The organism is Streptococcus sanguinis (assembly GCF_026781265.1).
Lineage (GTDB): Bacteria > Bacillota > Bacilli > Lactobacillales > Streptococcaceae > Streptococcus > Streptococcus sanguinis_T.
This window is the reverse complement of record NZ_JAKUVC010000007.1, coordinates 116312-138893: the sequence shown is the minus strand read 5'-3', so window position 1 is coordinate 138893 and position 22582 is coordinate 116312. Positions and strand designations below refer to the sequence as shown.

General features: G+C 45.0%; 19 protein-coding genes and 2 pseudogenes. 17 read left to right on the top strand and 4 right to left on the bottom strand.

Annotated features, from left to right (window positions below; genetic code table 11):
- Together MK370_RS09030 and MK370_RS09025 are read right to left on the bottom strand one after the other, a co-directional pair.
- Positions 1 to 449 (bottom strand): restriction endonuclease subunit S (locus MK370_RS09030; RefSeq protein WP_268685000.1); only part of this gene is annotated, 449 nt, incomplete at its 3' end.
- A 395-nt stretch (positions 450 to 844) separates the two neighbouring features.
- Positions 845 to 988, bottom strand: a pseudogene (locus tag MK370_RS09025) (cell envelope); the annotation flags it as partial.
- A gap of 133 nt (positions 989 to 1121) precedes the next feature.
- On the opposite strand from MK370_RS09025, the gene MK370_RS09020 reads away from it, so the two are divergent.
- The 10 genes from MK370_RS09020 (at position 1122) to MK370_RS08975 (ending at position 12182) form a co-directional block, all read left to right on the top strand.
- Positions 1122 to 2093, top strand: coding sequence for a serine hydrolase domain-containing protein (locus tag MK370_RS09020; RefSeq protein WP_326845088.1), 972 nt, complete (start codon positions 1122 to 1124; stop codon positions 2091 to 2093).
- A 442-nt stretch (positions 2094 to 2535) separates the two neighbouring features.
- Positions 2536 to 3045, top strand: a complete 510-nt coding sequence (locus tag MK370_RS09015; protein WP_326845087.1) for a CPBP family intramembrane glutamic endopeptidase — start codon at positions 2536 to 2538, stop codon at positions 3043 to 3045.
- A gap of 158 nt (positions 3046 to 3203) precedes the next feature.
- Positions 3204 to 3461, top strand: coding sequence for a hypothetical protein (locus tag MK370_RS09010; RefSeq protein ID WP_002927965.1), 258 nt, complete (start codon positions 3204 to 3206; stop codon positions 3459 to 3461).
- A gap of 548 nt (positions 3462 to 4009) precedes the next feature.
- Positions 4010 to 5986 (top strand): transketolase, encoded by a 1977-nt coding sequence (gene tkt / locus MK370_RS09005; RefSeq protein WP_268684996.1) that lies wholly within the window; start codon positions 4010 to 4012, stop codon positions 5984 to 5986.
- A gap of 177 nt (positions 5987 to 6163) precedes the next feature.
- Positions 6164 to 6499 carry a preprotein translocase subunit YajC gene (yajC, locus tag MK370_RS09000; protein WP_268684995.1) on the top strand — a complete coding sequence of 112 codons (336 nt, stop codon included), beginning with the start codon at positions 6164 to 6166 and terminating at the stop codon, positions 6497 to 6499.
- A gap of 240 nt (positions 6500 to 6739) precedes the next feature.
- Positions 6740 to 7489 (top strand): isoprenyl transferase, encoded by a 750-nt coding sequence (locus MK370_RS08995; RefSeq protein ID WP_268684994.1) that lies wholly within the window; start codon positions 6740 to 6742, stop codon positions 7487 to 7489.
- An 18-nt stretch (positions 7490 to 7507) separates the two neighbouring features.
- Complete coding sequence (locus MK370_RS08990; protein WP_268684993.1) at positions 7508 to 8311, top strand: phosphatidate cytidylyltransferase; 804 nt, start codon at positions 7508 to 7510, stop codon at positions 8309 to 8311.
- Between the two features lie 227 nt (positions 8312 to 8538).
- Positions 8539 to 9795: an RIP metalloprotease RseP gene (gene rseP / locus MK370_RS08985; RefSeq protein ID WP_268684992.1), complete on the top strand. Its 1257-nt coding sequence runs from the start codon at positions 8539 to 8541 to the stop codon at positions 9793 to 9795.
- Positions 9796 to 9860: 65 nt separating this feature from the next.
- Complete coding sequence (locus MK370_RS08980) at positions 9861 to 11711, top strand: proline--tRNA ligase (RefSeq protein WP_268684991.1); 1851 nt, start codon at positions 9861 to 9863, stop codon at positions 11709 to 11711.
- Between the two features lie 90 nt (positions 11712 to 11801).
- Positions 11802 to 12182, top strand: coding sequence for a PH domain-containing protein (locus MK370_RS08975; protein ID WP_268684998.1), 381 nt, complete (start codon positions 11802 to 11804; stop codon positions 12180 to 12182).
- Positions 12183 to 12238: 56 nt separating this feature from the next.
- Here MK370_RS08975 and MK370_RS08970 read toward each other — a convergent pair.
- Positions 12239 to 12782, bottom strand: a pseudogene (locus MK370_RS08970) (DUF1307 domain-containing protein).
- 167 nt (positions 12783 to 12949) lie between these two features.
- On the opposite strand from MK370_RS08970, the gene MK370_RS08965 reads away from it, so the two are divergent.
- From MK370_RS08965 to MK370_RS08950, 4 genes are all read left to right on the top strand, one after another.
- Positions 12950 to 17338: a PolC-type DNA polymerase III gene (locus MK370_RS08965; RefSeq protein WP_268684990.1), complete on the top strand. Its 4389-nt coding sequence runs from the start codon at positions 12950 to 12952 to the stop codon at positions 17336 to 17338.
- Positions 17339 to 17357: 19 nt separating this feature from the next.
- Complete coding sequence (locus tag MK370_RS08960; protein WP_268684989.1) at positions 17358 to 17510, top strand: hypothetical protein; 153 nt, start codon at positions 17358 to 17360, stop codon at positions 17508 to 17510.
- 21 nt (positions 17511 to 17531) lie between these two features.
- Positions 17532 to 18773, top strand: coding sequence for an aminopeptidase (locus MK370_RS08955; RefSeq protein WP_268684988.1), 1242 nt, complete (start codon positions 17532 to 17534; stop codon positions 18771 to 18773).
- 94 nt (positions 18774 to 18867) lie between these two features.
- Positions 18868 to 19098, top strand: a complete 231-nt coding sequence (locus tag MK370_RS08950; protein ID WP_111675276.1) for a GlsB/YeaQ/YmgE family stress response membrane protein — start codon at positions 18868 to 18870, stop codon at positions 19096 to 19098.
- 61 nt (positions 19099 to 19159) lie between these two features.
- On the opposite strand, the gene def is transcribed toward MK370_RS08950, so the two are convergent.
- The gene (gene def, locus MK370_RS08945) at positions 19160 to 19792 is read right to left on the bottom strand and encodes a peptide deformylase (protein WP_268684987.1); all 633 of its coding nucleotides are present in this window, start codon (positions 19790 to 19792) and stop codon (positions 19160 to 19162) included.
- Positions 19793 to 19987: 195 nt separating this feature from the next.
- On the opposite strand from def, the gene MK370_RS08940 reads away from it, so the two are divergent.
- The 3 genes from MK370_RS08940 (at position 19988) to rpsO (ending at position 22333) form a co-directional block, all read left to right on the top strand.
- Positions 19988 to 21157, top strand: a complete 1170-nt coding sequence (locus MK370_RS08940; RefSeq protein WP_268684986.1) for an MFS transporter — start codon at positions 19988 to 19990, stop codon at positions 21155 to 21157.
- Positions 21158 to 21168: 11 nt separating this feature from the next.
- Positions 21169 to 21897 carry a pseudouridine synthase gene (locus MK370_RS08935; RefSeq protein WP_268684985.1) on the top strand — a complete coding sequence of 243 codons (729 nt, stop codon included), beginning with the start codon at positions 21169 to 21171 and terminating at the stop codon, positions 21895 to 21897.
- A 166-nt stretch (positions 21898 to 22063) separates the two neighbouring features.
- Entirely contained in the window at positions 22064 to 22333 is a 270-nt protein-coding gene (rpsO, locus tag MK370_RS08930; RefSeq protein ID WP_004193424.1) for a 30S ribosomal protein S15, read from the top strand.
- Positions 22334 to 22582: the final 249 nt, after the last annotated feature.

Here is a 22582-nt window from a genome sequence, read left to right as displayed (position 1 = left end):
ACTATGCGTTGTTGTTCGGTAAGTGGGGGTAATAACATAGGAACTTCATATTTTAAAAATTTTATTGAAGCTAAATTTTTTATCGCTGAGCCTATAGAATGCTTTTTTACTGTATTAATCAAACTCATAAACATCCATTTAAAATATTGTGAATCTATTATATCTGGATTTAACGTAAGTTTTAATAATGCTTGATTTATAACTCCATCATAGTAATTTGAAGGTATTTGAAAGATTTCTCCGATAGTACCTGCACAAGATATCAAAATATCTCCTGCTTTTATTGAAAAATTTTTTAAACGTAGATAGTCACTCTCTTTTAACCAATAATCTCCATAATCTATAGTTTTTCTTATAGCATTGCCTTGTTCATAAACCTTATATGTATTTTCTCCTTTCGGAACAAACATTGACTTTGTTATAGAGCTACCAAAAGGACCTCTTTTTATTGAGCCATCCTCTAATGCACAGATATCTGGTAAATAAACTATAGTCCATCCTTTAGGTATATTATGTTTAAACTCTTTTATACTTCCATCAGCGAACTTCTCATAAGGTTTCTTATGCGCTTCGAATATGTAAAAAGGCGTACAAAATACGCCTTATAGAGAACGGGAATGAAATAGATTTACCATTGGTAGGATTGCAGATGGTTTATTTTTTAATTTTTAACCTCCAACCGAGTATCCAAAACCTCCACTTTTTCCGCCTGTAGTTGCTCATTCCAAAATTCAATATCTTCAGGACTTTCCGTTTGGCAACCTCGACAGAAATATTCTTACGCTTGTTCAGGATTTAAAAATCGACAAGCGTAAACAAAATGGTCGCCGTCTTCATTTATCGGGATAATTGCCTCAAACGTATCTTTCGAAAAAATATTTACAGATGTGTAATTTTGGAGTTCACCAAAGTTAGTGAGCTTGTAGATTTCAATTTGAGGCAGCTTGTTTTCTTGCTCGATATTGTTTTCGAAATTGAATTTTTCCATATTAACTCCTTTAATTCTATTTTTCAGGTCTGATGATAACTCTAAGTCGTAAAAGAGTCAAGGGGAACTTTCGAAAAAAAATAAATAGCGACCGAAATCGCTATTTAGGGGTTATAGGTATGTTTCATTTTGACTGCTACTTGACTGGGGACGGGGGGAACAACTCTATTTGGAAGAAAACAAGGGACAGATGACGAGTGACACGCCTTTTGCCATTGCCAGTATTTCCAAATTATACACCGATGCCATTGTTTTCCAACTGATTGACCAAGGAAAGCTGGCCTATGATGCAGGCTTGACGGATATTTTATCGCCAGAAGTGACCAAGCGTCTGCCTCAAGCGGATCAGGTCACCGTACGACATTTGCTGGATCAAATATCCGGCTTTCCGAATTATGAAATGGACCGTCAAATGAATGGAAAGATTTTGATAGAAGACTTGTACAAAGCCGATCGGCGGGTAGCTTTTGAAGAAGCTCTGGAAATGATAGCAGAATTCCCAGTCAAATCAAGCCTGGATGGAGATAAAGCCTACTACGCTGATATCAATGCTATGCTCTTAGGAAAAATGGCTGAAACAGTGACTGGGCAGACCGCTGAGCAATTGTTAGAGCACATCATTTGCCAGCCGCTTCAGCTTAGTCAGACCCATTGGGCGACAGGCTATGAGAAACTTGCTCCCCTATACAATGGCCAGCAAACTATAGCTTTTCAAGCCTATCTTTCCAGTCAAGTCTACCAAGGCGGTATTGTGGCAACTAACAGGGAGTTAATGACCTTTATCCGTGCTTTCTTTACTGGCAGATTGTTTGCAAAGTCCCATATTCAGGAGCCAATTTTTCGGCCTATTCAATTCCGTCCTCTCAAGTATGGCAGCGGTATGATGCAGCTGACAATCAGCTCCTTCATGTCTCTCTTTTTCGGTGGCGCGCAGGAAATTCGTGGCCATAGTGGGATAACAGGAAGTTTTGCCTTTTATTGTCCAGAAAAGGATGTCTTTGTCACAGGTACGTTCAACCAGACAAAAAAACGTCCCTACCCAACCATTTTTCGAGCTATTGCGGCCGGTGTCAAGAGACAGAAGGATTTAAAACAAGAGAGATGAATAATTTTTTGACGAAAGGAGACTGCTATGAAACAGTCCATAACTACACTTAAACGCAATGTCATTATCTTTGTCATTCTCAGCACTCTATGTGGCTGGAACGGTTATGTTGTTGATAAAGTAACCGGCGCCAGGCTCATTACGAAAATATCGGAACAGAGATAGGAAACGGCTTTTTAGGGATGCTGATCTGGCTGGTAACTCCGTTAATCTGTATCATCTTTCTCCGAAGTTTTGGCGGAGACGGCTGTAAAGAGTCAGGGTTTTCCATTAATTTTAAAAATAATAAAAAATTATACCTGATGGCTCTTTAGTCTACCTTTTTGTTACGATAATAGTGATATTATTGGGACTGATGACACAAGGCATCAGAGTGACAGATGTGAAGGTTGAGTTTACGGTCTATCTTGGAATCTTGCTCACAAAGATAAGGACATAATTCATAAAAAATATTTTTGAAGAATCTGTTTGGAGGGCATATCTTACCAATCAATTAATCAAATTAAAATTATCTGACTTAAAACTATACCTACTTGTTGGCTTTATCTGGTGGATTTGGCATCTGCCTTACATTATGAAGTTTCTGTCTGAGAGAGAAATCCAAAATACCTTGCCGGTTGGAAGGTTTACATTCTTCCTTATCGGTATGATAACTATTGCATGCTGGACGGTCATGTATACAGAGATTTTTAGAATTACTAAGTCAGTTTGGCCTCTAGTTATTATGCATACTATGGAAGATGCAGTTATAAATCCTTTACTATTACTAGGATTTGTCTCGGTAGAAAAAAATCAGGCTTTCTTCTTCTCGCTTTCAGTGGGGATGATTCCGACTATTCTTTATTTAACCGTTGGTCTAGCTATACGAAAATGGAGAAAAAACAGGAATACGGAAAGGCGAGCTAACAGAGTAATAAAAGACCATAAGGTTGATTTATTTTTCTATTTATAGAGGCAAAATACTCTCAAAAGTCTGTAAAATTGGAAAAGTTGACATTTCAATAGATTGTGTTCTAATTTTTTTGTACATTTTCAAGTTTTTATATATGTAATTGTCAGAAAAAAGTGTATAATGGATTAGTAAATTAAATTTTAGGAGAGGATTTAATTATGAAAAAGTTGGATATTACAACCATGCCTGACTATAGGAAAGTCGAGGCTGTTGTTCAGTTGTTAGTTAACGGAACCTTAACTAGTTATCGAATTGCGACGGATGCAAACATCAGCAAGATGAGTATCCTGACCCTAACTAAAGGGACCAGTAAGATTAAGAACATTACTTATCAAACTGCGATGGCCTTAATTAATTGGTATGAAGAAAACCATGAAAAATACGGCATCACCATTCATCACAAGGCCGCAGGATAGTCTAAAACTATGATGTAGCTCAACCCTAACCCAGCTAACCATTTGGATAGCTGGGTTTTTCTATGCCTCTTAATGAGACAAGCCGTGGGCGCAGTCGAATTTAGAGGCATTGATGCAGACTGAGCGCAAGCGAAGTCTACGTTCCGCTAATTTTTTAGCGATTGCCGGCTCGCAGAGTCGAGCAGAGCTTAGATGCATAGATGCAGTTTGAGCGTTAGCGAAAACTACGTTCTGTAAAAACTTAATGAGACAAGCCAGAGGCGCCGTCGAATTTAGAGGCAATGATACTCACTTTCTCACTTTTTTTCTGTCCTTATGGGCAGTTTTTTTGACAGTCCAAGAGTGAACAGTCACCTGTGTAATTCTTGGTCTTTTTGTTACGCTTTCAAGATTTATAATAAATCTATAAAAAGATGAGATTATCCCTATCTTGCGATATAGGGATAATTTTCTTATAATAGATATGAGACAATTTTTATCGTTTCTGCGATCATTGTTTATCCTGTTCTGATGTCAGGACAGATTTTAGTAAAAATAAGGAGAATCCAATGTCACAATTATCAGTTAATGCCATTCGCTTTTTAGGGATCGACGCGATTGAAAAATCTAAGTCAGGTCACCCTGGTGTAGTCATGGGCGCTGCCCCGATGGCTTACGACTTATTTACTAAACAACTGCGTATTAATCCAGACAAGCCAAACTGGATTAACCGCGACCGCTTCGTCCTATCTGCAGGACATGGCTCCATGTTGCTTTATACCTTGCTTCATCTGTCTGGCTTTAAAGATGTCAGCATGGAGGAAATCAAAAACTTCCGCCAATGGGGTTCTAAGACACCAGGTCACCCAGAGTTTGGCCACACAGCTGGTGTGGATGCCACTACTGGCCCACTGGGACAGGGTATTTCTACAGCTACTGGATTTGCTCAGGCAGAGCGTTTCTTGGCTGCCAAGTATAACCGTGATGGCTACCCAATCTTTGACCACTATACATATGTCATCTGTGGTGACGGAGATTTGATGGAGGGAGTTTCTGCAGAAGCTGCTTCTTACGCTGGCCTGCAAAAGCTGGACAAGCTGGTTGTTCTCTATGATTCAAATGATATCAATCTAGATGGAGAGACCAAGGATTCCTTTACAGAAGATGTTCGTGCCCGCTATGAAGCCTACGGTTGGCATACTGCCTTGGTGGAAGACGGAACAGACCTTGCAGCGATTGATACAGCTATCAATGAAGCTAAAGCTTCCGGCAAACCATCTTTGATTGAAGTTAAGACGGTTATCGGTTACGGTTCTCCAAACAAGCAAGGAACGAATGCAGTTCACGGTGCGCCTCTGGGAGCAGAAGAAGCAGAAGCTACTCGTAAAGCATTAGGCTGGGACTATGCGCCATTTGAGATTCCTGAGGAAGTCTATGCTGACTACCGTACAAATGTAGCAGAGCGTGGTGCAGCAGCATACGATGATTGGAAACAGCTAGTAGAGGACTACAAGCAAGCCCATCCAGAATTGGCAGCAGAAGTAACAGCTATCATTGCTGGTCAGGATCCAGTAGAAATCAAACCAGAAGATTTCCCAGCACTTGAAAATGGCTTCTCTCAAGCGACTCGTAATTCCAGTCAGGATGCCCTCAATGCAGCAGCTAAGGTGCTTCCAACTTTCCTTGGCGGTTCTGCTGACTTGGCTCATTCTAATATGACCTACATCAAGGAAGACGGCTTGCAGGATGATGCCCACCGTCTTAACCGCAACATCCAATTTGGTGTGCGCGAGTTTGCTATGGGAACAATTCTCAACGGTATGGCGCTTCATGGTGGTCTTCGCGTTTACGGTGGTACCTTCTTCGTCTTCTCAGACTATGTCAAGGCAGCTGTCCGTTTGTCTGCCCTTCAAGGCTTGCCAGTGACTTATGTATTTACTCACGACTCTATTGCAGTTGGTGAAGATGGACCGACTCACGAACCGATTGAGCATTTGGCTGGTCTGCGTGCTATTCCAAACCTGACTGTTTTCCGCCCAGCAGATGCGCGTGAAACTCAGGCAGCTTGGTATCTGGCCCTTAAGAGTCAATCTACTCCGACTGCTCTGGTCTTGACCCGTCAAAATCTGACAGTTGAAGAAGGCACAAACTTTGACAAGGTAGCTAAAGGAGCTTATGTGGTCTATGAAACAGGAGCAGATTTCGACACAATCTTGCTGGCTTCTGGTTCTGAGGTTAATTTGGCAGTTGCAGCTGCTAAAGCACTTGCAGCAGAAGGCGCTAAAATCCGCGTGGTCAGCGTTCCATCAACAGAGCTTTTTGATGCTCAAGATGCGGCCTACAAAGAAGAAATTCTGCCAAATGCGGTTCGTCGCCGCCTAGCGATTGAGATGGCAGCTAGCCAGCCTTGGTACAAGTATGTCGGTCTAGACGGTGCAGTTATCGGAATCGACCAGTTCGGTGCATCTGCTCCAGCAGGCAAGGTGCTGGAAGAATACGGCTTTACAGTTGAGCACATAGCAGAAGTTGTTAAAAATCTTAAATAAAAAGACATAAAATCAGGGTGCTGGTCATCCTGATTTTTGCTTTTTAAAAAATGTGGTTAGGCCAGTCATGCTTCATCCGACTTGAGACGGACTTTACTTGAAAAGTCAGAATCGTCTTGTAAAAATAAGGGAAATCTGCTATAGTAGTTCATATATGACATTCGAAGGAGAAAATATATGAATCCAACTATGCTTATTGTCTTTGCGGTTGTACTGATAGGGATGACCTATTTCCAAATGCGTGCCCAAAAGAAACAGGCTCAGCAGCGTATGGAGAGTCTTAACAAGCTGCAAAAGGGTTATGAAGTGATTACCATCGGCGGCTTGTACGGAACAGTGGATGAAGTAGACACAGACAAGAAAACAGTTGTTCTGGATGTGGACGGTGTTTATCTGACCTTTGAACTGACAGCTATTAAGACTGTGCTGCCATTGACTGAGGGGATTCCTGCTGTTGTTGGCGGTGAGGGAAGCGTTGACCTTCCCGAGGAAGAATCAGCAATTGAAGAGTAAAGAAATAAACAGCTTGCGGGCTGTTTTTTTGCTGTGATTTATACGGTTGGGATATGCTTGATTGCAACCTTATCTGCCTAACAGTTTGGACAAGCTGGTGAGTTTTAACTGAGTTTGGATTCTCTGGTTGACATTCTGTCCCTATTTTATGCTCTCAGGCTTGAAAAAGCGGATGAATTGCCCACATTCCAAGGATTTATGATATAATGAACTGACAAAACTTTAAATAGGATAAAAAATATGTTTAGTTTTAAAAAAAAAGAAAAGCTGAACGCACCGCTGAATGTTCCAAAGCACATTGCTGTCATTATGGACGGTAACGGCCGCTGGGCTAAAAAGAGGATGCAGCCGCGCGTGTTCGGTCATAAGGCTGGCATGGAAACCCTGCAAAAGGTGACGATTGCTGCCAAGGAAATGGGTGTTCAGGTCTTGACTGTCTATGCCTTTTCAACGGAAAATTGGTCTCGTCCGGAAAAGGAAGTTTCCTTTATCATGAATCTGCCGGTTGAATTTTACGACCGCTATGTGCCGGAGCTGCACAAAAACAATGTAAAAATCCAGATGATTGGTGATACGGCTAAGCTTCCTAAGGCGACATTGGAAGCTCTGGAAAAGGCTGAAAGCCTGACCAAGCTCAATACAGGTTTGATTCTCAACTTTGCCCTCAACTACGGTGGTCGGTACGAGATCAATCAGGCTGTTAAAGAGATTGCTCAGGATGTTCTGGATGCCAAACTCAGTCCCGGTGACATTACTGAGGAAGTCATTGGCAACTACCTCTATACCAGCAACTTGCCTAAGATGCTGCGCGATCCGGATCTGGTGATTCGGACCAGTGGAGAGCTGCGTCTCAGCAATTTTCTGCCTTGGCAGTCAGCCTACAGTGAGCTGTATTTTACGGATATTCTCTGGCCTGACTTTGATGAGAAGGCTTTGAAGGCTGCAATTGCAGAATACAGCCGTCGGAATCGACGTTTTGGCGGTGTTTAAGGGAGAAAGTAAAAAAGTATGAGTAAAAATTTACAAAAACGTCTAATCTTTGGAGGAATCGCTCTTGCTATTTTTATTCCTCTGGTATTGACAGGAGGCGTCATCTTTCAGATTTTTGTGGGACTGCTGGCTATGCTGGCGGTGCATGAATTTCTCCAAATGAAAGGTCTGCCGACAGCGACAATCGAGGGTGTCTTGGCCATGCTGGCAGCCTTTGTCCTAACCCTGCCTCTAGAGAACTATCTGAAGTTTCTGCCAGTGGATGGCAATGTCGTGGCCTATGGCTTGATCGTCTTCCTTCTGTTGATTTCGACTGTCCTAGGATCCAGCTACACTTTTGAAGATGCGGCTTATCCGATTGCAGCTAGTTTTTATGTCGGTCTTGGCTTTAATGCCTTGATTGATGCCCGCTTGATGAATATTGACAAGGTCCTGCTAGCTCTCTTTATCGTCTGGGCTACTGACAGTGGAGCTTATCTGGTTGGGGTGCGTTTCGGTAAAAGAAAGCTGTCGCCGAGAGTTTCTCCGAATAAGACTATTGAAGGAAGCCTAGGCGGCATTCTATCAGCCGTTCTAGTGACTGGAATCTTTATGTTGGTTCGACCGCAAGTGTACGCTCCTTATAATGCCCTTGTCTTTTTGATTCTGGCAGTGCTCTTTAGTATTGCCGGCCAGTTGGGTGATTTGGTCGAAAGCTCAGTCAAGCGTCATTTCGGGGTCAAGGATTCTGGGAAATTCATTCCTGGTCACGGTGGTGTCTTGGATCGCTTTGACAGCCTTCTCTTCGTCTTTCCGCTCATGCATTTCTTCGGCTTGTTCTAAGACAGTCGTGCATGGCTGAAAGCAAGGGATGGCAAGCTTGTTAAAAGACCGCACAATCTGAGAAGGAACTGGAATTTGGAGCTCAAAATTTTGATTTCAGATTCTATTCTATTTTCAAAAGTGTCAGCTATGCAGGGGCGGAAAGGTCGGTATTTGGCCGTTTTCTGCTCCTTCTTTGATTTAAAAGCAAAAACAAGATTTCTAGGAAAGGTAAAATATAGAAGTCCATGCAGTTTATAACCTTTATTATTATTTTTGGGATCATTGTGGTGGTCCATGAGTTCGGACACTTCTACTTTGCGAAGAAGTCCGGCATTTTGGTCAGAGAGTTCGCTATCGGTATGGGACCCAAGATTTTCTCCCATATTGGTAAGGACGGGACGGCCTATACGATTCGAATTTTACCCTTGGGGGGCTATGTACGCATGGCCGGCTGGGGGGAAGACTCCACTGACATTAAGGTGGGGACACCGGCTAGTCTGACCTTGGATGCAGAGGGCAAGGTGGTTCGCATCAATCTCTCTGGCAAGAAGGTGGATCAGACAGCTCTGCCCATGAATGTGACTGGCTTTGACTTTGAGGAAAAGCTGGAAATCACTGGTCTAGTCCTTGACGAGCTCAAGACTTATGCAGTAGATCATGATGCAACGATTGTTGAAGAAGACGGCACTGAGGTGCGGATTGCACCGCTGGATGTTCAGTATCAGAATGCTAGTATCTGGGGACGTCTTATCACCAACTTTGCTGGGCCTATGAATAACTTCATCCTGAGTGTCCTGGTATTTATGCTGCTGGCCTTTGTTCAGGGCGGCGTTCGCGATGAAAACAGCAATCATTTCCAAGTCATGGATGGTAGTTCTATAGCAGCTGCTGGGGTTCAAAATAATGACCAAATCCTTAAGATTAATGACTATGAGATTAGCAACTGGGCGGATCTAACGAGTGCTCTGGCGAAAATCACAGCCAAGAGTAAGGAAGCGCCGACCTTGTCAGTTACCTACAAGCACGGCAGCGAAACGAAAGAGATTACCGTACAGCCTAAAAAAGACGGCAATCGCTATCTGCTAGGGGTATCTCCAACGGTCAAGACAGGCTTTTGGGACAAGGTGGTTGGTGGCTTTACTGCGGCTTGGTCTACCACGGTTCGCATTTTGTCAGCTCTGAAAGATATCGTCTTCAACTTCAATATCAATAAGCTGGGCGGTCCGGTCGCTATTTACAATTTCAGCAGTCAAGCTGCAGAGCAAGGTTTGCCAGCAGTCCTTAACCTTTTGGCCATGCTGTCGCTCAATATCGGTATTTTCAACCTGATTCCCATTCCAGCCTTGGATGGCGGAAAAATCGTCCTCAATATTCTGGAGGCTATCCGCAGAAAACCGCTGAAAAGAGAAACGGAGACCTATATCACTCTGTCCGGAGTGGCTATTATGGTCATCCTGATGATTGCCGTTACCTGGAACGATATTATGAAATTATTCTTCTAAGAGCCCGAAGCTCATAGAGCCATGAAAAAGAAATTATTCAATGAAAGTCAAGGAGTTTTGTTTTTATGAAACAAAGTAAAATGTTAATTCCAACCCTGCGTGAGATGCCTAGCGATGCTCAAGTTATCAGTCACGCTCTGATGCTCCGGGCTGGCTATGTCCGTCAGGTTTCAGCTGGGGTCTATTCTTATCTGCCGCTGGCTAATCGCGTGATTGAAAAAGCAAAAAAAATCATGCGGGAAGAGTTTGACAAGATTGGTGCAGTGGAGATGCTGGCGCCAGCCCTGCTCAGTGCAGACCTCTGGCGCGAGTCTGGCCGTTATGAGACCTATGGTGAAGACCTCTACAAGCTTAAAAATCGTGAGAAATCCGACTTTATCCTAGGGCCAACCCATGAGGAAACCTTTACGGCTATTGTCCGTGATTCGGTTAAATCCTACAAACAGCTGCCGCTCAATCTCTATCAGATTCAGCCTAAATACCGCGATGAAAAACGTCCCCGTAACGGACTCTTGCGGACGCGTGAGTTTATCATGAAAGATGCCTACAGTTTCCACGCTAACTATGACAGCTTGGATGTAGCTTATGATGAATACAAGTCTGCCTATGAGAAAATCTTTACCCGCAGCGAGCTGGATTTCAAAGCCATTATTGGTGATGGTGGTGCTATGGGGGGCAAGGACAGCCAAGAATTCATGGCCATTACACCGGACCGGACGGATTTGAACCGCTGGGTGGTCTTGGACAAGTCTGTAGCCAGCTTTGATGAAATTCCTGAGGATGTTCAGGAAGCTATTCGGACAGAATTGACCAGCTGGATGGTATCTGGTGAGGATACCATTGCTTACTCCAGTGAGTCCAGCTATGCTGCCAACCTTGAAATGGCGACAGATGAATACAAGCCAGCAGGACGTGTCGTGACCGAGGAAGAAGTTGCCCGCGTTTCAACGCCTGACTGCAAGACAATTGACGAAGTTGCTGCCTTCCTTGGGCTAGATGAAAGCCAGACAATCAAGACCTTGGTTTACATGGCTGACGAGTCTCCTGTCGTAGCACTTCTGGTCGGCAATGACCAGCTTAATGAAGTCAAGCTGAAAAATCATTTGGCAGCGGATTTCTTTGATGTGGCGAGTGAAGATCAAGTCCGTCAACTCTTGGGAGCAGGATTTGGCTCACTAGGGCCAGTCAATCTGCCAGAAGGCGTGAGAATCATCGCTGACCGTAAGGTGCAAGATCTAGCTAACGCTGTGGTTGGTGCTAACGAAGATGGTTACCACTTGACCGGTGTCAATCCATGCCGTGACTTTACCGCTGAGTATGTGGATATCCGTGAAGTTCGTGAAGGTGAAATTTCTCCGGACGGCCAAGGTGTCCTCAAGTTTGCTCGTGGGATTGAGATTGGACATATCTTTAAGTTGGGAACTCGCTACTCTGACAGCATGAACGCTAATGTCCTGGACGAAAATGGACGATCAGTACCGATGATTATGGGTTGCTACGGTATCGGTGTCAGCCGTCTCCTGTCTGCTGTTATGGAGCAGCATGCCCGTCTCTTTGTCAATAAAACTCCTAAGGGTGAATTCCGCTATGCTTGGGGCATCAACTTCCCGAAAGAGCTGGCACCATTTGATGTGCATTTGATTCCGGTCAATGTCAAGGACGAGGAAGCCGTGGCGCTAACTGACCAAATCGAGGCTAACTTGCTAAGTGCTGGTTATGAGGTCTTGGTGGATGATCGCAATGAGCGCGCTGGTGTTAAGTTCAGCGACAGCGATTTGATTGGCCTCCCAATCCGTGTGACAGTTGGTAAGAAAGCTGCAGAAGGCATTGTCGAAGTCAAGATTAAGGCTACTGGCGATACCATTGAAGTCCACGCTGATAATTTGCTAGAAACCTTGTCTATTTTGACAAAATAAAACAAACTGCCAGTTTTGTCTGGCAGTTTTCTTTTGCTTATTGGAGGTGAAAATGCTATAGTAGGAAAAAATAGATTGGAGGACCGAATGATGGGATTATTCGGCGGTTTATTAGGCAATGCTTCTCAGAAAGATATTGAAAAAATAGAAAGACAATTAGAGGATATTCTGACAACAACAGAGAATGTGGAACTAGCTTTTAGCCTTATTCGCGACTTGATTGTCTTTACAGATAAGCGTTTAATCTTGGTCGACAAGCAGGGAATGACTGGCAAAAAGACTTCCTATAAGTCCTTTCCTTATCGCTCTATCAGTCGCTTCTCAGTGGAAACAGCCGGCCATTTCGACTTAGATGCTGAGCTGAAAATCTGGGTTTCCAGCGCTCAAGAGCCAGCAGAAGTCCTGCAATTTACCAGCGATCGCAGCGTCATCGCTATCCAAAAAGCCTTGACGGAAGCAGTGCTAAGATAGACAGAAAAAGCCTTCTGAGCATTAACTGTTAAGTTAAATCACTCAGAAAGCTTTTTTTATTCTTCTGTCAAACCTTGTTCTCTCATAAAGTTAAAGACCTCTTCAGGTTTATCTTGAAGTTTCCTGAAGAAAGTTTGACTACTTTCAGAGTCACCAGCTGACTGAATCAACTGTTCTTGATCTATTTTGCTGAGGTCAAAGTCAAAAATGGCTAAAGCTTTTTTCTTGTCTTCAGAAATTTTAAGATGAATTTCAAGTCCTTTTAGCTTTTCTTGATTTTCAATCATGGGACTTTTCTTAAGATCTTCACTATAGGATTTCTTTAATTCTTCAACACTCATTTTTTGATTTTCTTCAGGGATAGCCTGGCTGGAAATGAGCTGGAAAGATTAGGATCTTGTCTTTAGTATAGAAAAGTTTGACTGAATTAGTATAATACTCATCGATTTTTTTAGAAAAAGTTTTCGTCTGTGTCTTTTCTTCTTTGGTTTTACTTTGACTCTGATTTTGCTTGGGCTTGTTTTCTTGCTTATTATGATTAGGCATACTGCAGGCAGTCAGGGTCAGCAGACAAGTACAGGCTAAGAGAATTTTCTTCACAATTAAGAGTCCTTTTGATAAATGTTCTGTTCTATTATATCATAACTTAGCATCATGAAAAACGACTTGATAATTGTGTAGGAACTCGCGCTTTGGCCTATTCTTTTTCTGTCGAAAAAAGTGCTGATTTATGGTAAAATAGGGTCACTACTGTACGAGGAAATATCATGTCAAACAAGTTTGAAATTTTAATGAATCAGCTGGATATGCCACTGGAAATGAGAAGTTCAGAGGCCTTTTTGAATGCAGAAATTGAGAAGGTTCTGGTCCACAAGGTCAGTCGAGTCTGGGAGTTTCATTTTTCTTTTGCGAATATTCTGCCCATTGAGATTTTTCGAGAATTGCAGAAGCGCTTAGCTCAAGAGTTTTCTAAGACGGGAAATCAGGCCATTTTTGAAATTCACTGTCAGGCTCCTCAGGTATCGGATGAGCTCTTGCAGGCTTATTACCAGCTGGCCTTTGAGGAAGGTCCATGTGCCAGTCATGGCTTTAAAAGTCTGTATCAGGATTTACAGGTTCATTTGAATGGAGACAAGCTGCTGATTGAGGGGGCTTCGACCATTGACACGGAGCATTTTCGCAAGAATCATCTGCCCAACCTCAGCCAGCAGCTGGTCAAGTACGGCTTTCCTCAGCTGACCTGTAAGGTTCAGCACAGCGATGAGCTGACCCAGCAACAAGCGGAGAATTTCCAGGTAGAGAATGACAAGATTGTTCAGGCGGCCAATGAAGAAGCGCTCAAAGCCATGGAATCCCTGCAGCAGATGGCACCGCCGCCAGAGGAAAAGCCAGCCTATGACTTCCAAGCTCGCAAGGCTGCGGTTAAACCAAAGCTGGACAAGGCAGAGATTACCCCTATGATTGAAGTTCAGACTGAGGAAAACCGTCTGGTCTTTGAGGGAATGGTCTTTGACCTGGAGCAGAAGGTCACTCGAACTGGCCGAGTCTTGCTCAATTTCAAGATGACAGACTATACTTCCAGCTTCTCCATGCAGAAATGGATGAAAAACGAAGAAGAAGCCAAGAAGTTTGACATGATTAAGAAAGGTGCCTGGCTGCGCGTGCGGGGAAATGTGGAGATGAACAACTTCACCCGTGACCTGACCATGAATGTTCAGGATGTGCAGGCTGTTACCCACTATGAGCGCAAGGATTTGATGCCTGAGGGCCAGAAGCGGGTTGAATTCCATGCTCATACCAATATGTCTACTATGGATGCCCTGCCTGAGGTCGAGGAAATCGTTGCAACAGCGGCCAAGTGGGGTCATAAGGCTGTCGCCATTACCGACCATGGCAATGTGCAGAGCTTTCCCCATGGCTACAAGGCTGCCAAGAAAGCTGGTATCCAGCTGATTTACGGTATGGAGGCCAATATTGTAGAAGACCGGGTGCCCATCGTCTACAATGAAGTGGACATGGCGTTGAGTGATGCGACCTATGTAGTCTTTGACGTGGAAACAACAGGACTTTCGGCGGTCTACAATGACTTGATTCAGGTCGCTGCTAGCAAGATGCACAAGGGCAATATCATTGCAGAGTTTGATGAATTTATCAATCCCGGCCATCCTCTGTCGGCCTTTACGACGGATCTGACTGGGATTACAGATGAGCATGTCCGCAATGCCAAACCCCTGGAGCAAGTGCTGAAAGAATTTCAGGAATTTTGCCAGGACAGCGTCCTCGTTGCCCATAATGCCACCTTTGATGTAGGCTTTATGAATGTCAACTATGAGCGTCATGGCCTGCCGAAAATCACTCAGCCAGTCATTGACACGCTGGAATTTGCCCGCAACCTCTATCCAGAGTACAAGCGTCATGGTTTGGGGCCTTTGACCAAGCGTTTCCAGATTGCTCTGGAGCACCACCACATGGCCAACTATGATGCGGAAGCGACGGGCCGTCTCCTCTTTATCTTTATCAAGGATGTGGCTGAAAAGCATGGTGTGACCAATCTCAAGGATCTCAATACGGATCTGGTCGATGAGAATTCTTACAAGAAAGCTCGGGTCAAGCATGCGACCATTTATGTGAAAAATCAGACGGGGCTCAAGAATATTTTCAAGTTAGTCAGTTTGTCCAATACCAAGTATTTTGAAGGTGTCCCGCGGATTCCACGGACTGTGCTGGATGCCCATCGTGAAGGCTTGATTCTGGGCTCAGCCTGTTCAGATGGCGAAGTCTATGATGCTGTTGTCTCTCAGGGGGTGGATGCGGCTGTCGAAGTAGCCAAGTATTATGACTTTATCGAGGTTATGCCGCCGGCTATCTATGAGCCTCTGATTGCCAAAGAGCAAATCAAGGACCAGGAAGAAATGCAGACCATAATTCGCAATCTGATTGAGGTCGGAGATCGCTTGGGCAAGCCTGTCCTTGCGACAGGGAACGTCCACTATATCGAGCCGGAAGAAGAAATCTATCGGGAGATTATCGTACGGAGTCTCGGTCAGGGAGCCATGATTAACCGGACCATTGGTCACGGTGAAAATGCCCAGCCGGCGCCACTTCCTAAGGCTCACTTCCGGACCACTAATGAGATGCTGGACGAATTTGCCTTTCTAGGCGAGGATTTGGCTAAGAAGCTGGTCATCATCAATCCGAATCAGCTAGCGGAGACTTTTGAGCCGGTAGAGGTGGTCAAGGGCGATCTCTATACGCCTTTCATTGACAAGGCCGAGGAGACGGTTGCTGAGCTGACCTATCAAAAAGCTTTTGAGATTTATGGTAATCCACTGCCAGATATCGTGGACTTGCGGATTGAAAAAGAGTTGACCTCCATCTTGGGGAATGGTTTTGCCGTGATTTATCTGGCTTCGCAGATGCTGGTGCAACGCTCCAATGAGCGGGGCTATCTGGTAGGTTCGCGGGGGTCAGTCGGTTCCAGCTTTGTCGCGACCATGATTGGAATTACCGAGGTTAATCCCCTGTCGCCCCACTATGTCTGTGGCAAATGCCAATACAGCGAGTTCATCACGGACGGCTCCTATGGTTCTGGCTTTGATATGCCGGATAAGGACTGTCCAGAGTGCGGCCACAAGCTGAGCAAGAACGGTCAGGATATTCCTTTTGAGACCTTCCTTGGATTTGACGGGGATAAGGTACCCGATATTGACTTGAACTTCTCCGGAGAGGATCAGCCGAGCGCCCATTTGGACGTGCGGGATATCTTTGGTGCGGAGTATGCCTTTCGGGCTGGTACTGTTGGTACCGTTGCGGCTAAGACGGCCTATGGATTTGTCAAGGGCTATGAGCGCGACTACGGGAAGTTCTACCGAGACGCAGAAGTTGAGCGTCTGGCGCAGGGAGCTGCTGGAGTCAAGCGGACGACTGGACAACACCCAGGTGGAATCGTTGTTATCCCTAACTATATGGATGTTTATGACTTTACACCGGTCCAATATCCAGCTGACGATGTGACAGCCGAGTGGCAGACCACCCACTTTAACTTCCATGATATCGATGAAAATGTCCTCAAGCTAGACGTTCTGGGACACGATGATCCGACCATGATTCGGAAGCTTCAGGACTTGTCTGGCATTGATCCTAATGACATTCCTATGGATGATGCTGGCGTCATGGCCCTCTTTTCTGGGACAGACATTCTGGGTGTAACTCAGGAGCAAATCGGCACGCCGACTGGTATGCTGGGGATTCCGGAGTTTGGGACCAACTTTGTACGGGGTATGGTTGATGAGACCCATCCGACGACATTTGCCGAGCTCTTACAGCTATCTGGTCTCTCTCACGGTACAGACGTTTGGCTAGGCAATGCTCAGGACTTGATCAAGCAAGGGATTGCTGACCTGTCCACGGTTATCGGCTGTCGGGACGATATCATGGTTTACCTCATGCACAAGGGCTTGGATCCGAAGATGGCCTTTACGATCATGGAGCGTGTGCGGAAGGGCCTTTGGCTGAAGATTTCTGAAGAAGAGCGTAATGGCTACATCGCAGCCATGAAGGAAAACAATGTGCCAGAATGGTACATCGAGTCCTGCGGAAAAATCAAGTATATGTTCCCCAAGGCCCATGCGGCGGCCTACGTTATGATGGCCCTGCGAGTGGCCTACTTCAAGGTGCATCATCCGATTTACTACTACTGTGCTTATTTCTCCATCCGGGCCAAGGCCTTTGATATCAAGACCATGAGTGGCGGACTTGATGCTGTCAAGCGCCGGATGAACGAAATCGCTGAGAAACGTAAGAACAACGAAGCCTCCAATGTAGAAATTGATCTTTATACGACTTTGGAAATCGTCAATGAAATGCTGGAGCGGGGCTTCAAATTCGGAAAGCTAGATCTTTACAAGAGCCACGCGACTGAGTTTCTCATCGAAGGGGACACCCTTATCCCACCATTCTCTGCCATGGACGGTCTGGGTGACAATGTTGCCCGCCAAGTGGTCAGAGCGCGGGAAGAAGGCGAATTTCTTTCCAAGACAGAACTCCGCAAACGCGGTGGCCTCTCTAGCACCCTAGTCGAAAAAATGGACGACATGGGAATTCTAGGCAATATGCCTGAAGATAACCAGTTGAGTCTGTTTGATGAGTTTTTCTAAAACATAGAAAGAGGTTTTTATGAAACTTACCATTTCCGCTCAGGATAAGCCTGCGCAAAAGGTATTTGATTACCAGCTGGATCTTAATCCAGATACGATTTTGAAAATGACCGCTTTGATTTGCGGCACTGTGGCAGCGGTTAGCCTACTGTCCCTGTTTAAAGAGAAATAACAAAAGAAAAGGAGAAGAAGCATGGTTCTGCCAAATTTTAAAGAAAACTTAGAAAAATATGCTAAACTATTGGTTGCCAATGGTATCAATGTGCAGCCGGATCACACAGTGGCGCTCAATATTGATGTGGAGCAGCGTGAGCTGGCTCACTTGATTGTCAAGGAAGCCTATGCTCTGGGAGCTCATGAAGTTATCGTCCAGTGGGCGGATTATTTGAGTACGCGGGAGAAATTTCTCCATGCGCCAATGGAGCGCTTGGACAATGTTCCAGACTATAAGGTGGCTGAGATGAACTACCTTCTTGAAAAGAAAGCTAGTCGCTTGGGAGTTCGTTCATCTGACCCAGGGGTTTTGAACGGCGTGGATGCTGAGAAATTATCAGCTTCTGCTAAGGCTATGGGGATAGCTATGAAGCCGATGCGGATTGCAACCCAATCCAATAAAGTCAGCTGGACAGTCGCTGCAGCAGCCGGTATAGAGTGGGCTAAGAAGGTCTTTCCAAATGTTGCCAGCGATGAGGAAGCGGTAGACTTGCTTTGGGATCAGATTTTCAAAACCTGCCGTGTCTATGAGGATGATCCAGTAGCCGCTTGGCAAGCCCATGAAGAAAAACTCAGTTCAAAGGCTAAAGTTTTGAATGAAGAGCAATTCACTGCTCTGCACTACACAGCGCCGGGAACTGACTTAACATTGGGCTTGCCCAAGAACCACCACTGGGAGTCGGCAGGCAGTCTCAACGCTCAAGGCGAGTATTTCATTGCTAACATGCCAACAGAAGAGGTCTTTACAGCACCGGACTTCCGACGAGCTGAAGGTTATGTGACCAGCACCAAGCCACTCAGCTACAATGGCAACATCATCGAAGGCATCAAGGTGACCTTCAAGGATGGTCAGATTGTGGATATTACTGCTGAAAAAGGCGACCAGGTTATGAAGGATCTTGTCTTTGAAAATGCTGGTGCGCGTGCTTTAGGTGAATGTGCCTTGGTACCAGATCCTAGTCCGATTTCTCAGTCAGGCATTACTTTCTTCAATACTCTTTTTGATGAAAATGCTTCTAACCACTTAGCTATCGGTGCAGCCTATGCGACCAGTGTAGTCGGCGGAGAGAATTTCTCCGAAGAAGAGCTGGAAGCAGCGGGTCTCAACCGCTCGGATGTCCATGTGGACTTTATGATTGGCTCTAACCAGATGGATATTGAGGGTATCCGTGAAGATGGCAGCCGCGTAGCAATCTTTAGAAATGGAGACTGGGCAATCTAAGATTTTGAGCTGCCTTAAATGGCGCATTCCATAATGACAGCTTCCACTTGCTTCTTGAGAAGCCTTGCTAGAAATATAGAAAGAAGGGGAATATATGATTGGTAGTATGTTTGTCGGTTTTATCATCGGCCTTATCGCCGGGGCTATTACCAGCCGCGGGGAGCGCATGGGCTGTATCGGAAAGATCCTCTTGGGTTGGTTTGGTTCCTTGGTCGGTCAGTTTCTTTTTGGCAACTGGGGACCAATGCTTGCTGATACAGCTATTGTTCCATCAGTGCTAGGAGCGGTTATCCTCTTGGCTATTTTCTGGAGACGGGATAGTTAGAATAGAAAAAATACCTAGATAGTTTCTATCTAGGTATTTTTGATAATGTTATACAAGTTATTTACTCAATCACTAACATGCCGTCTTTGACTGCAAACGGGTCTTTTTCATTGATGCGGTCGTAGAACATGATGCCGTTGATATGGTCGATTTCATGTTGAACAACGATGGCATTATAGCCCTTGAGCTTGATACGATGCTTTTGACCGTCCTTATCAAAGTAATCCACTGTCACTCGCGCATGACGAACCACGTAGCCAGGTACTTCTCGATCGACTGACAGGCAGCCTTCACCATCAGCTAAAGCCGCATCCTGAACGGAATGGGCCACAATCTTAGGATTGTACATCAGTGTTTGCAAACTATAAGCTTCCTTAGGCGGATTACCCTCTTCGTCGTCAAGGTTGGGAACTAAAACAGCGATGAGCCGTTTGGAAATATCCAGCTGGGGAGCAGCTAGACCAACACCGCCGCGAAGCCCCATTTTTTCCGCCATGACTGGATCCTGGGAATGCTTGAGAAATTGCATCATCTTCTCTCCCAGAATGATGTCCTGGTCAGAAAGAGGGAAGCTGACTTCCTCAGCGATAGCGCGCAGGGTCGGATTGCCCTCGCGGATAATGTCCTTCATATCAATTAAATGGGCTGGTTTGGTTAATCGTTCAATAACAGATGTTTTTTCACTCATAGACATGATTCTCTCCTTTTTCTATCCTTCATCATAACATAAAACAAGCCAGAAATAAAGGAGGGAGCGGTTTTTGGATAGCTGTTGGTGCCTGCTTTTTGAATGGAGCGACAGCGCCCCATAATATTCCTGACAAAGAAATTGCGTCTTGACCCAAAAAACTGTATGATAGAGGTAGTGTGAATTTTAAAGGAAAATAGAATGAAAAAATTGATGGAAAAGGTGAGTATCCTCTCGCTTTCTTTGATTCTGACTACGGCTTTTTCGATTTCCAGTGCCCAGTCGGCCATGTTTGCTTTTTATAAAGGGATTCCAGAAAGCTGGGTAGAACTTCTGGTTTCTTTGCCTTCGGCTGGGATTATGCTGATGTTGCTGTTTAATAGGGTCATTGAAAAATACCTGACAGAGCGTCAGATGATTGTGAGCGGACTTCTGATCTTTTCGCTCTGCGGGCTTCTTCCTCTTCTTAATCAGTCTTACTGGCTTATGTTTGCCTCTCGGCTTGTCTTTGGGATGGGAATCGGTCTGCTCAATGCCAAGGCTATCTCGATTGTTAGCGAGCGCTACAAGGGACAGGAACGCGTCCGGCTTTTAGGACTGAGGGGATCAGCAGAAGTAGTCGGGACAGCCCTCTTGACTTTTGGCGTCAGTCGGCTTCTTCCTCTCGGCTGGCAGGCTGCCTTTCTCGTCTATACCTTCGGACTAGTGGTTTTAGCGCTTTATCTGCTTTTTGTCCCTTATGACAAGGTCTCTGAAAAGCAGCACGAGCAGTCTGAATTGACTCCCAAGCTAAGCCGGCAGGATTGGCAGCTGAGTCTAGCTTTTGCCTTTGTGGCGGGGGTCATTGTGCTGACTTATATTGCCATCAATGTGCGCGTGCCGGGAATTGTAGAGAAGTCTGGTATGGGGACGGCCCAAACTGCAGGCGTGATTCTTTCCTTGATGCAGTTGATTGGGATTGCAGCGGGCATCAGCTTTGCTAGTTTGACCCGTCTTTTTAGAGATAAACTTCTGATGCTTTCTGGTCTGGTTTTTGGCCTGACTCAGATTATCATTGGCTTCTCACCTAATCTATTGTCACTCAGCTTGGCTACTATCAGCGCTGGCTTTGTCTATAGTGTCGGTCTGACGACCATTTTTTACACCCTGTCAGAGCGTATTTCCGCCCACCTCCTCAATCAAGCCACTTCTATCGTGATTTTAGGCTGCAGTATCGGAGCAACGGCCACTACTTTTGTCCTCAGCTTCATTGGGAGATTCTCCAACGCTCCAGCCTTTATTTTCAGCGTTTTGGGGCTGGCTATGATTCTGACCTCGCTCTTTGTTCTAAGATTTAGCAAAGAAAAGAGCGGAATAGCTCCAAGAATCTAGGAGGTTATACGATGCGTCTGGATAAATTTTTAGCAGAAAATGGTCTGGGCTCACGCGCCCAGGTTAAGCAGCTCCTAAAGAAAGGGTTAGTTTTGGTCAATGGCAGAGCAGAGAAATTACCTAAGACTCAGATTGATGAGACAGCAGATGAGATTATTGTTTCTGGCCAAAGGTTGACCTATGAAAAATTCGTTTACTACCTTCTCAACAAGCCGCAGGGAGTCATTTCGGCGACAGAGGATGACCGTCATAAGACGGTTCTGGACTTGCTGGACGAGACTGCCCGTCAGAAAGAAGTCTTTCCTGTCGGCCGTTTGGATATTGATACCCACGGCCTGCTCCTTCTGACCAATAATGGCAAGCTAGCCCATGCCATGCTGTCACCCCAAAAGCACGTAGAAAAAATCTACCAAGCTCAAGTGGCAGGCCTGATGAACCAAGCAGATGAGGAGCGCTTTGCTGCAGGAATAGAACTGAAAGACTTCACCTGTCAGCCAGCTCAGCTCAAGATTCTAGAGCTGGATGAGGAAAAAGAGACCTCTCTCGTAGAAATTACCCTAGCTGAGGGCAAGTTCCACCAGGTCAAGCGCATGGTGGCCGCCTGTGGAAAAGAAGTTACAGATCTTCAGCGCCACACGATGGGGCCCCTACATTTGGATCCAGCATTGGCTCTTGGAGAATGGCGGAGACTGACCGAGATAGAAATGCTTTCTTTAGAAATCTTCGGAGTTGAATTGTGATTGAAAGATTCTGAATTTCTTATACAAGAGAGATAAAACAGAATCATTTGACAAAGGTAGACCTTCTTGGTAGAATAAGTATGTCGTAAAGACAAATAACTTCTTCTTGGTTGCAGGCCATGCCAAACCTGTCACTCGGATGAAGCGTAAAGAAAAGGAGTATATCATGGCAATCTCAAAAGAGAAAAAAAATGAAATCATTGCACAATACGCACGTCACGAAGGTGACACTGGTTCAGTAGAGGTACAAGTTGCTGTCCTTACTTGGGAAATTAACCACCTCAACGACCACATCAAACAACATAAAAAAGACCACGCTACTTACCGTGGCTTGATGAAGAAAATCGGTCGCCGTCGTAACCTCTTGGCTTACCTTCGTAAGAACGACGTTAACCGTTACCGTGAGTTGATTAACTCTCTTGGACTTCGTCGCTAATCTGCTTTATTTTCCACTTACATTGCCTCGTCACCTTACCTCGATATACTCAAGTATTATCTTCGGTTACGGTTCCTAGCACTGCAAGGTAAAATAAACCAGATCTTCTCCCTTAGGGGAGATTTTTGATTTTTCAAGAGAATTTTAGTACAATCTTCGGCTCGTCGCCTTGTCTAGAAACATTTTATCCTGCAAGAATGGAGCACTCTTATTTGTAGAGTGCTTTTTCTTTTTCACTGGGATCTTAGT

Excerpts from the sequence above, each read along its gene's own strand:
- MK370_RS09010 (WP_002927965.1), top strand. The coding sequence starts at position 3,204 with ATGAAAAAGTTGGATATTACAACCATGCCTGACTATAGGAAAGTCGAG.
- tkt (WP_268684996.1), top strand. The coding sequence starts at position 4,010 with ATGTCACAATTATCAGTTAATGCCATTCGCTTTTTAGGGATCGACGCG.
- yajC (WP_268684995.1), top strand. The coding sequence starts at position 6,164 with ATGAATCCAACTATGCTTATTGTCTTTGCGGTTGTACTGATAGGGATG.
- MK370_RS08995 (WP_268684994.1), top strand. The coding sequence starts at position 6,740 with ATGTTTAGTTTTAAAAAAAAAGAAAAGCTGAACGCACCGCTGAATGTT.
- MK370_RS08990 (WP_268684993.1), top strand. The coding sequence starts at position 7,508 with ATGAGTAAAAATTTACAAAAACGTCTAATCTTTGGAGGAATCGCTCTT.
- rseP (WP_268684992.1), top strand. The coding sequence starts at position 8,539 with ATGCAGTTTATAACCTTTATTATTATTTTTGGGATCATTGTGGTGGTC.
- MK370_RS08980 (WP_268684991.1), top strand. The coding sequence starts at position 9,861 with ATGAAACAAAGTAAAATGTTAATTCCAACCCTGCGTGAGATGCCTAGC.
- MK370_RS08975 (WP_268684998.1), top strand. The coding sequence starts at position 11,802 with ATGGGATTATTCGGCGGTTTATTAGGCAATGCTTCTCAGAAAGATATT.
- MK370_RS08965 (WP_268684990.1), top strand. The coding sequence starts at position 12,950 with ATGTCAAACAAGTTTGAAATTTTAATGAATCAGCTGGATATGCCACTG.
- MK370_RS08960 (WP_268684989.1), top strand. The coding sequence starts at position 17,358 with ATGAAACTTACCATTTCCGCTCAGGATAAGCCTGCGCAAAAGGTATTT.
- MK370_RS08955 (WP_268684988.1), top strand. The coding sequence starts at position 17,532 with ATGGTTCTGCCAAATTTTAAAGAAAACTTAGAAAAATATGCTAAACTA.
- MK370_RS08950 (WP_111675276.1), top strand. The coding sequence starts at position 18,868 with ATGATTGGTAGTATGTTTGTCGGTTTTATCATCGGCCTTATCGCCGGG.
- def (WP_268684987.1), bottom strand. The coding sequence starts at position 19,792 with ATGTCTATGAGTGAAAAAACATCTGTTATTGAACGATTAACCAAACCA.
- MK370_RS08940 (WP_268684986.1), top strand. The coding sequence starts at position 19,988 with ATGAAAAAATTGATGGAAAAGGTGAGTATCCTCTCGCTTTCTTTGATT.
- MK370_RS08935 (WP_268684985.1), top strand. The coding sequence starts at position 21,169 with ATGCGTCTGGATAAATTTTTAGCAGAAAATGGTCTGGGCTCACGCGCC.
- rpsO (WP_004193424.1), top strand. The coding sequence starts at position 22,064 with ATGGCAATCTCAAAAGAGAAAAAAAATGAAATCATTGCACAATACGCA.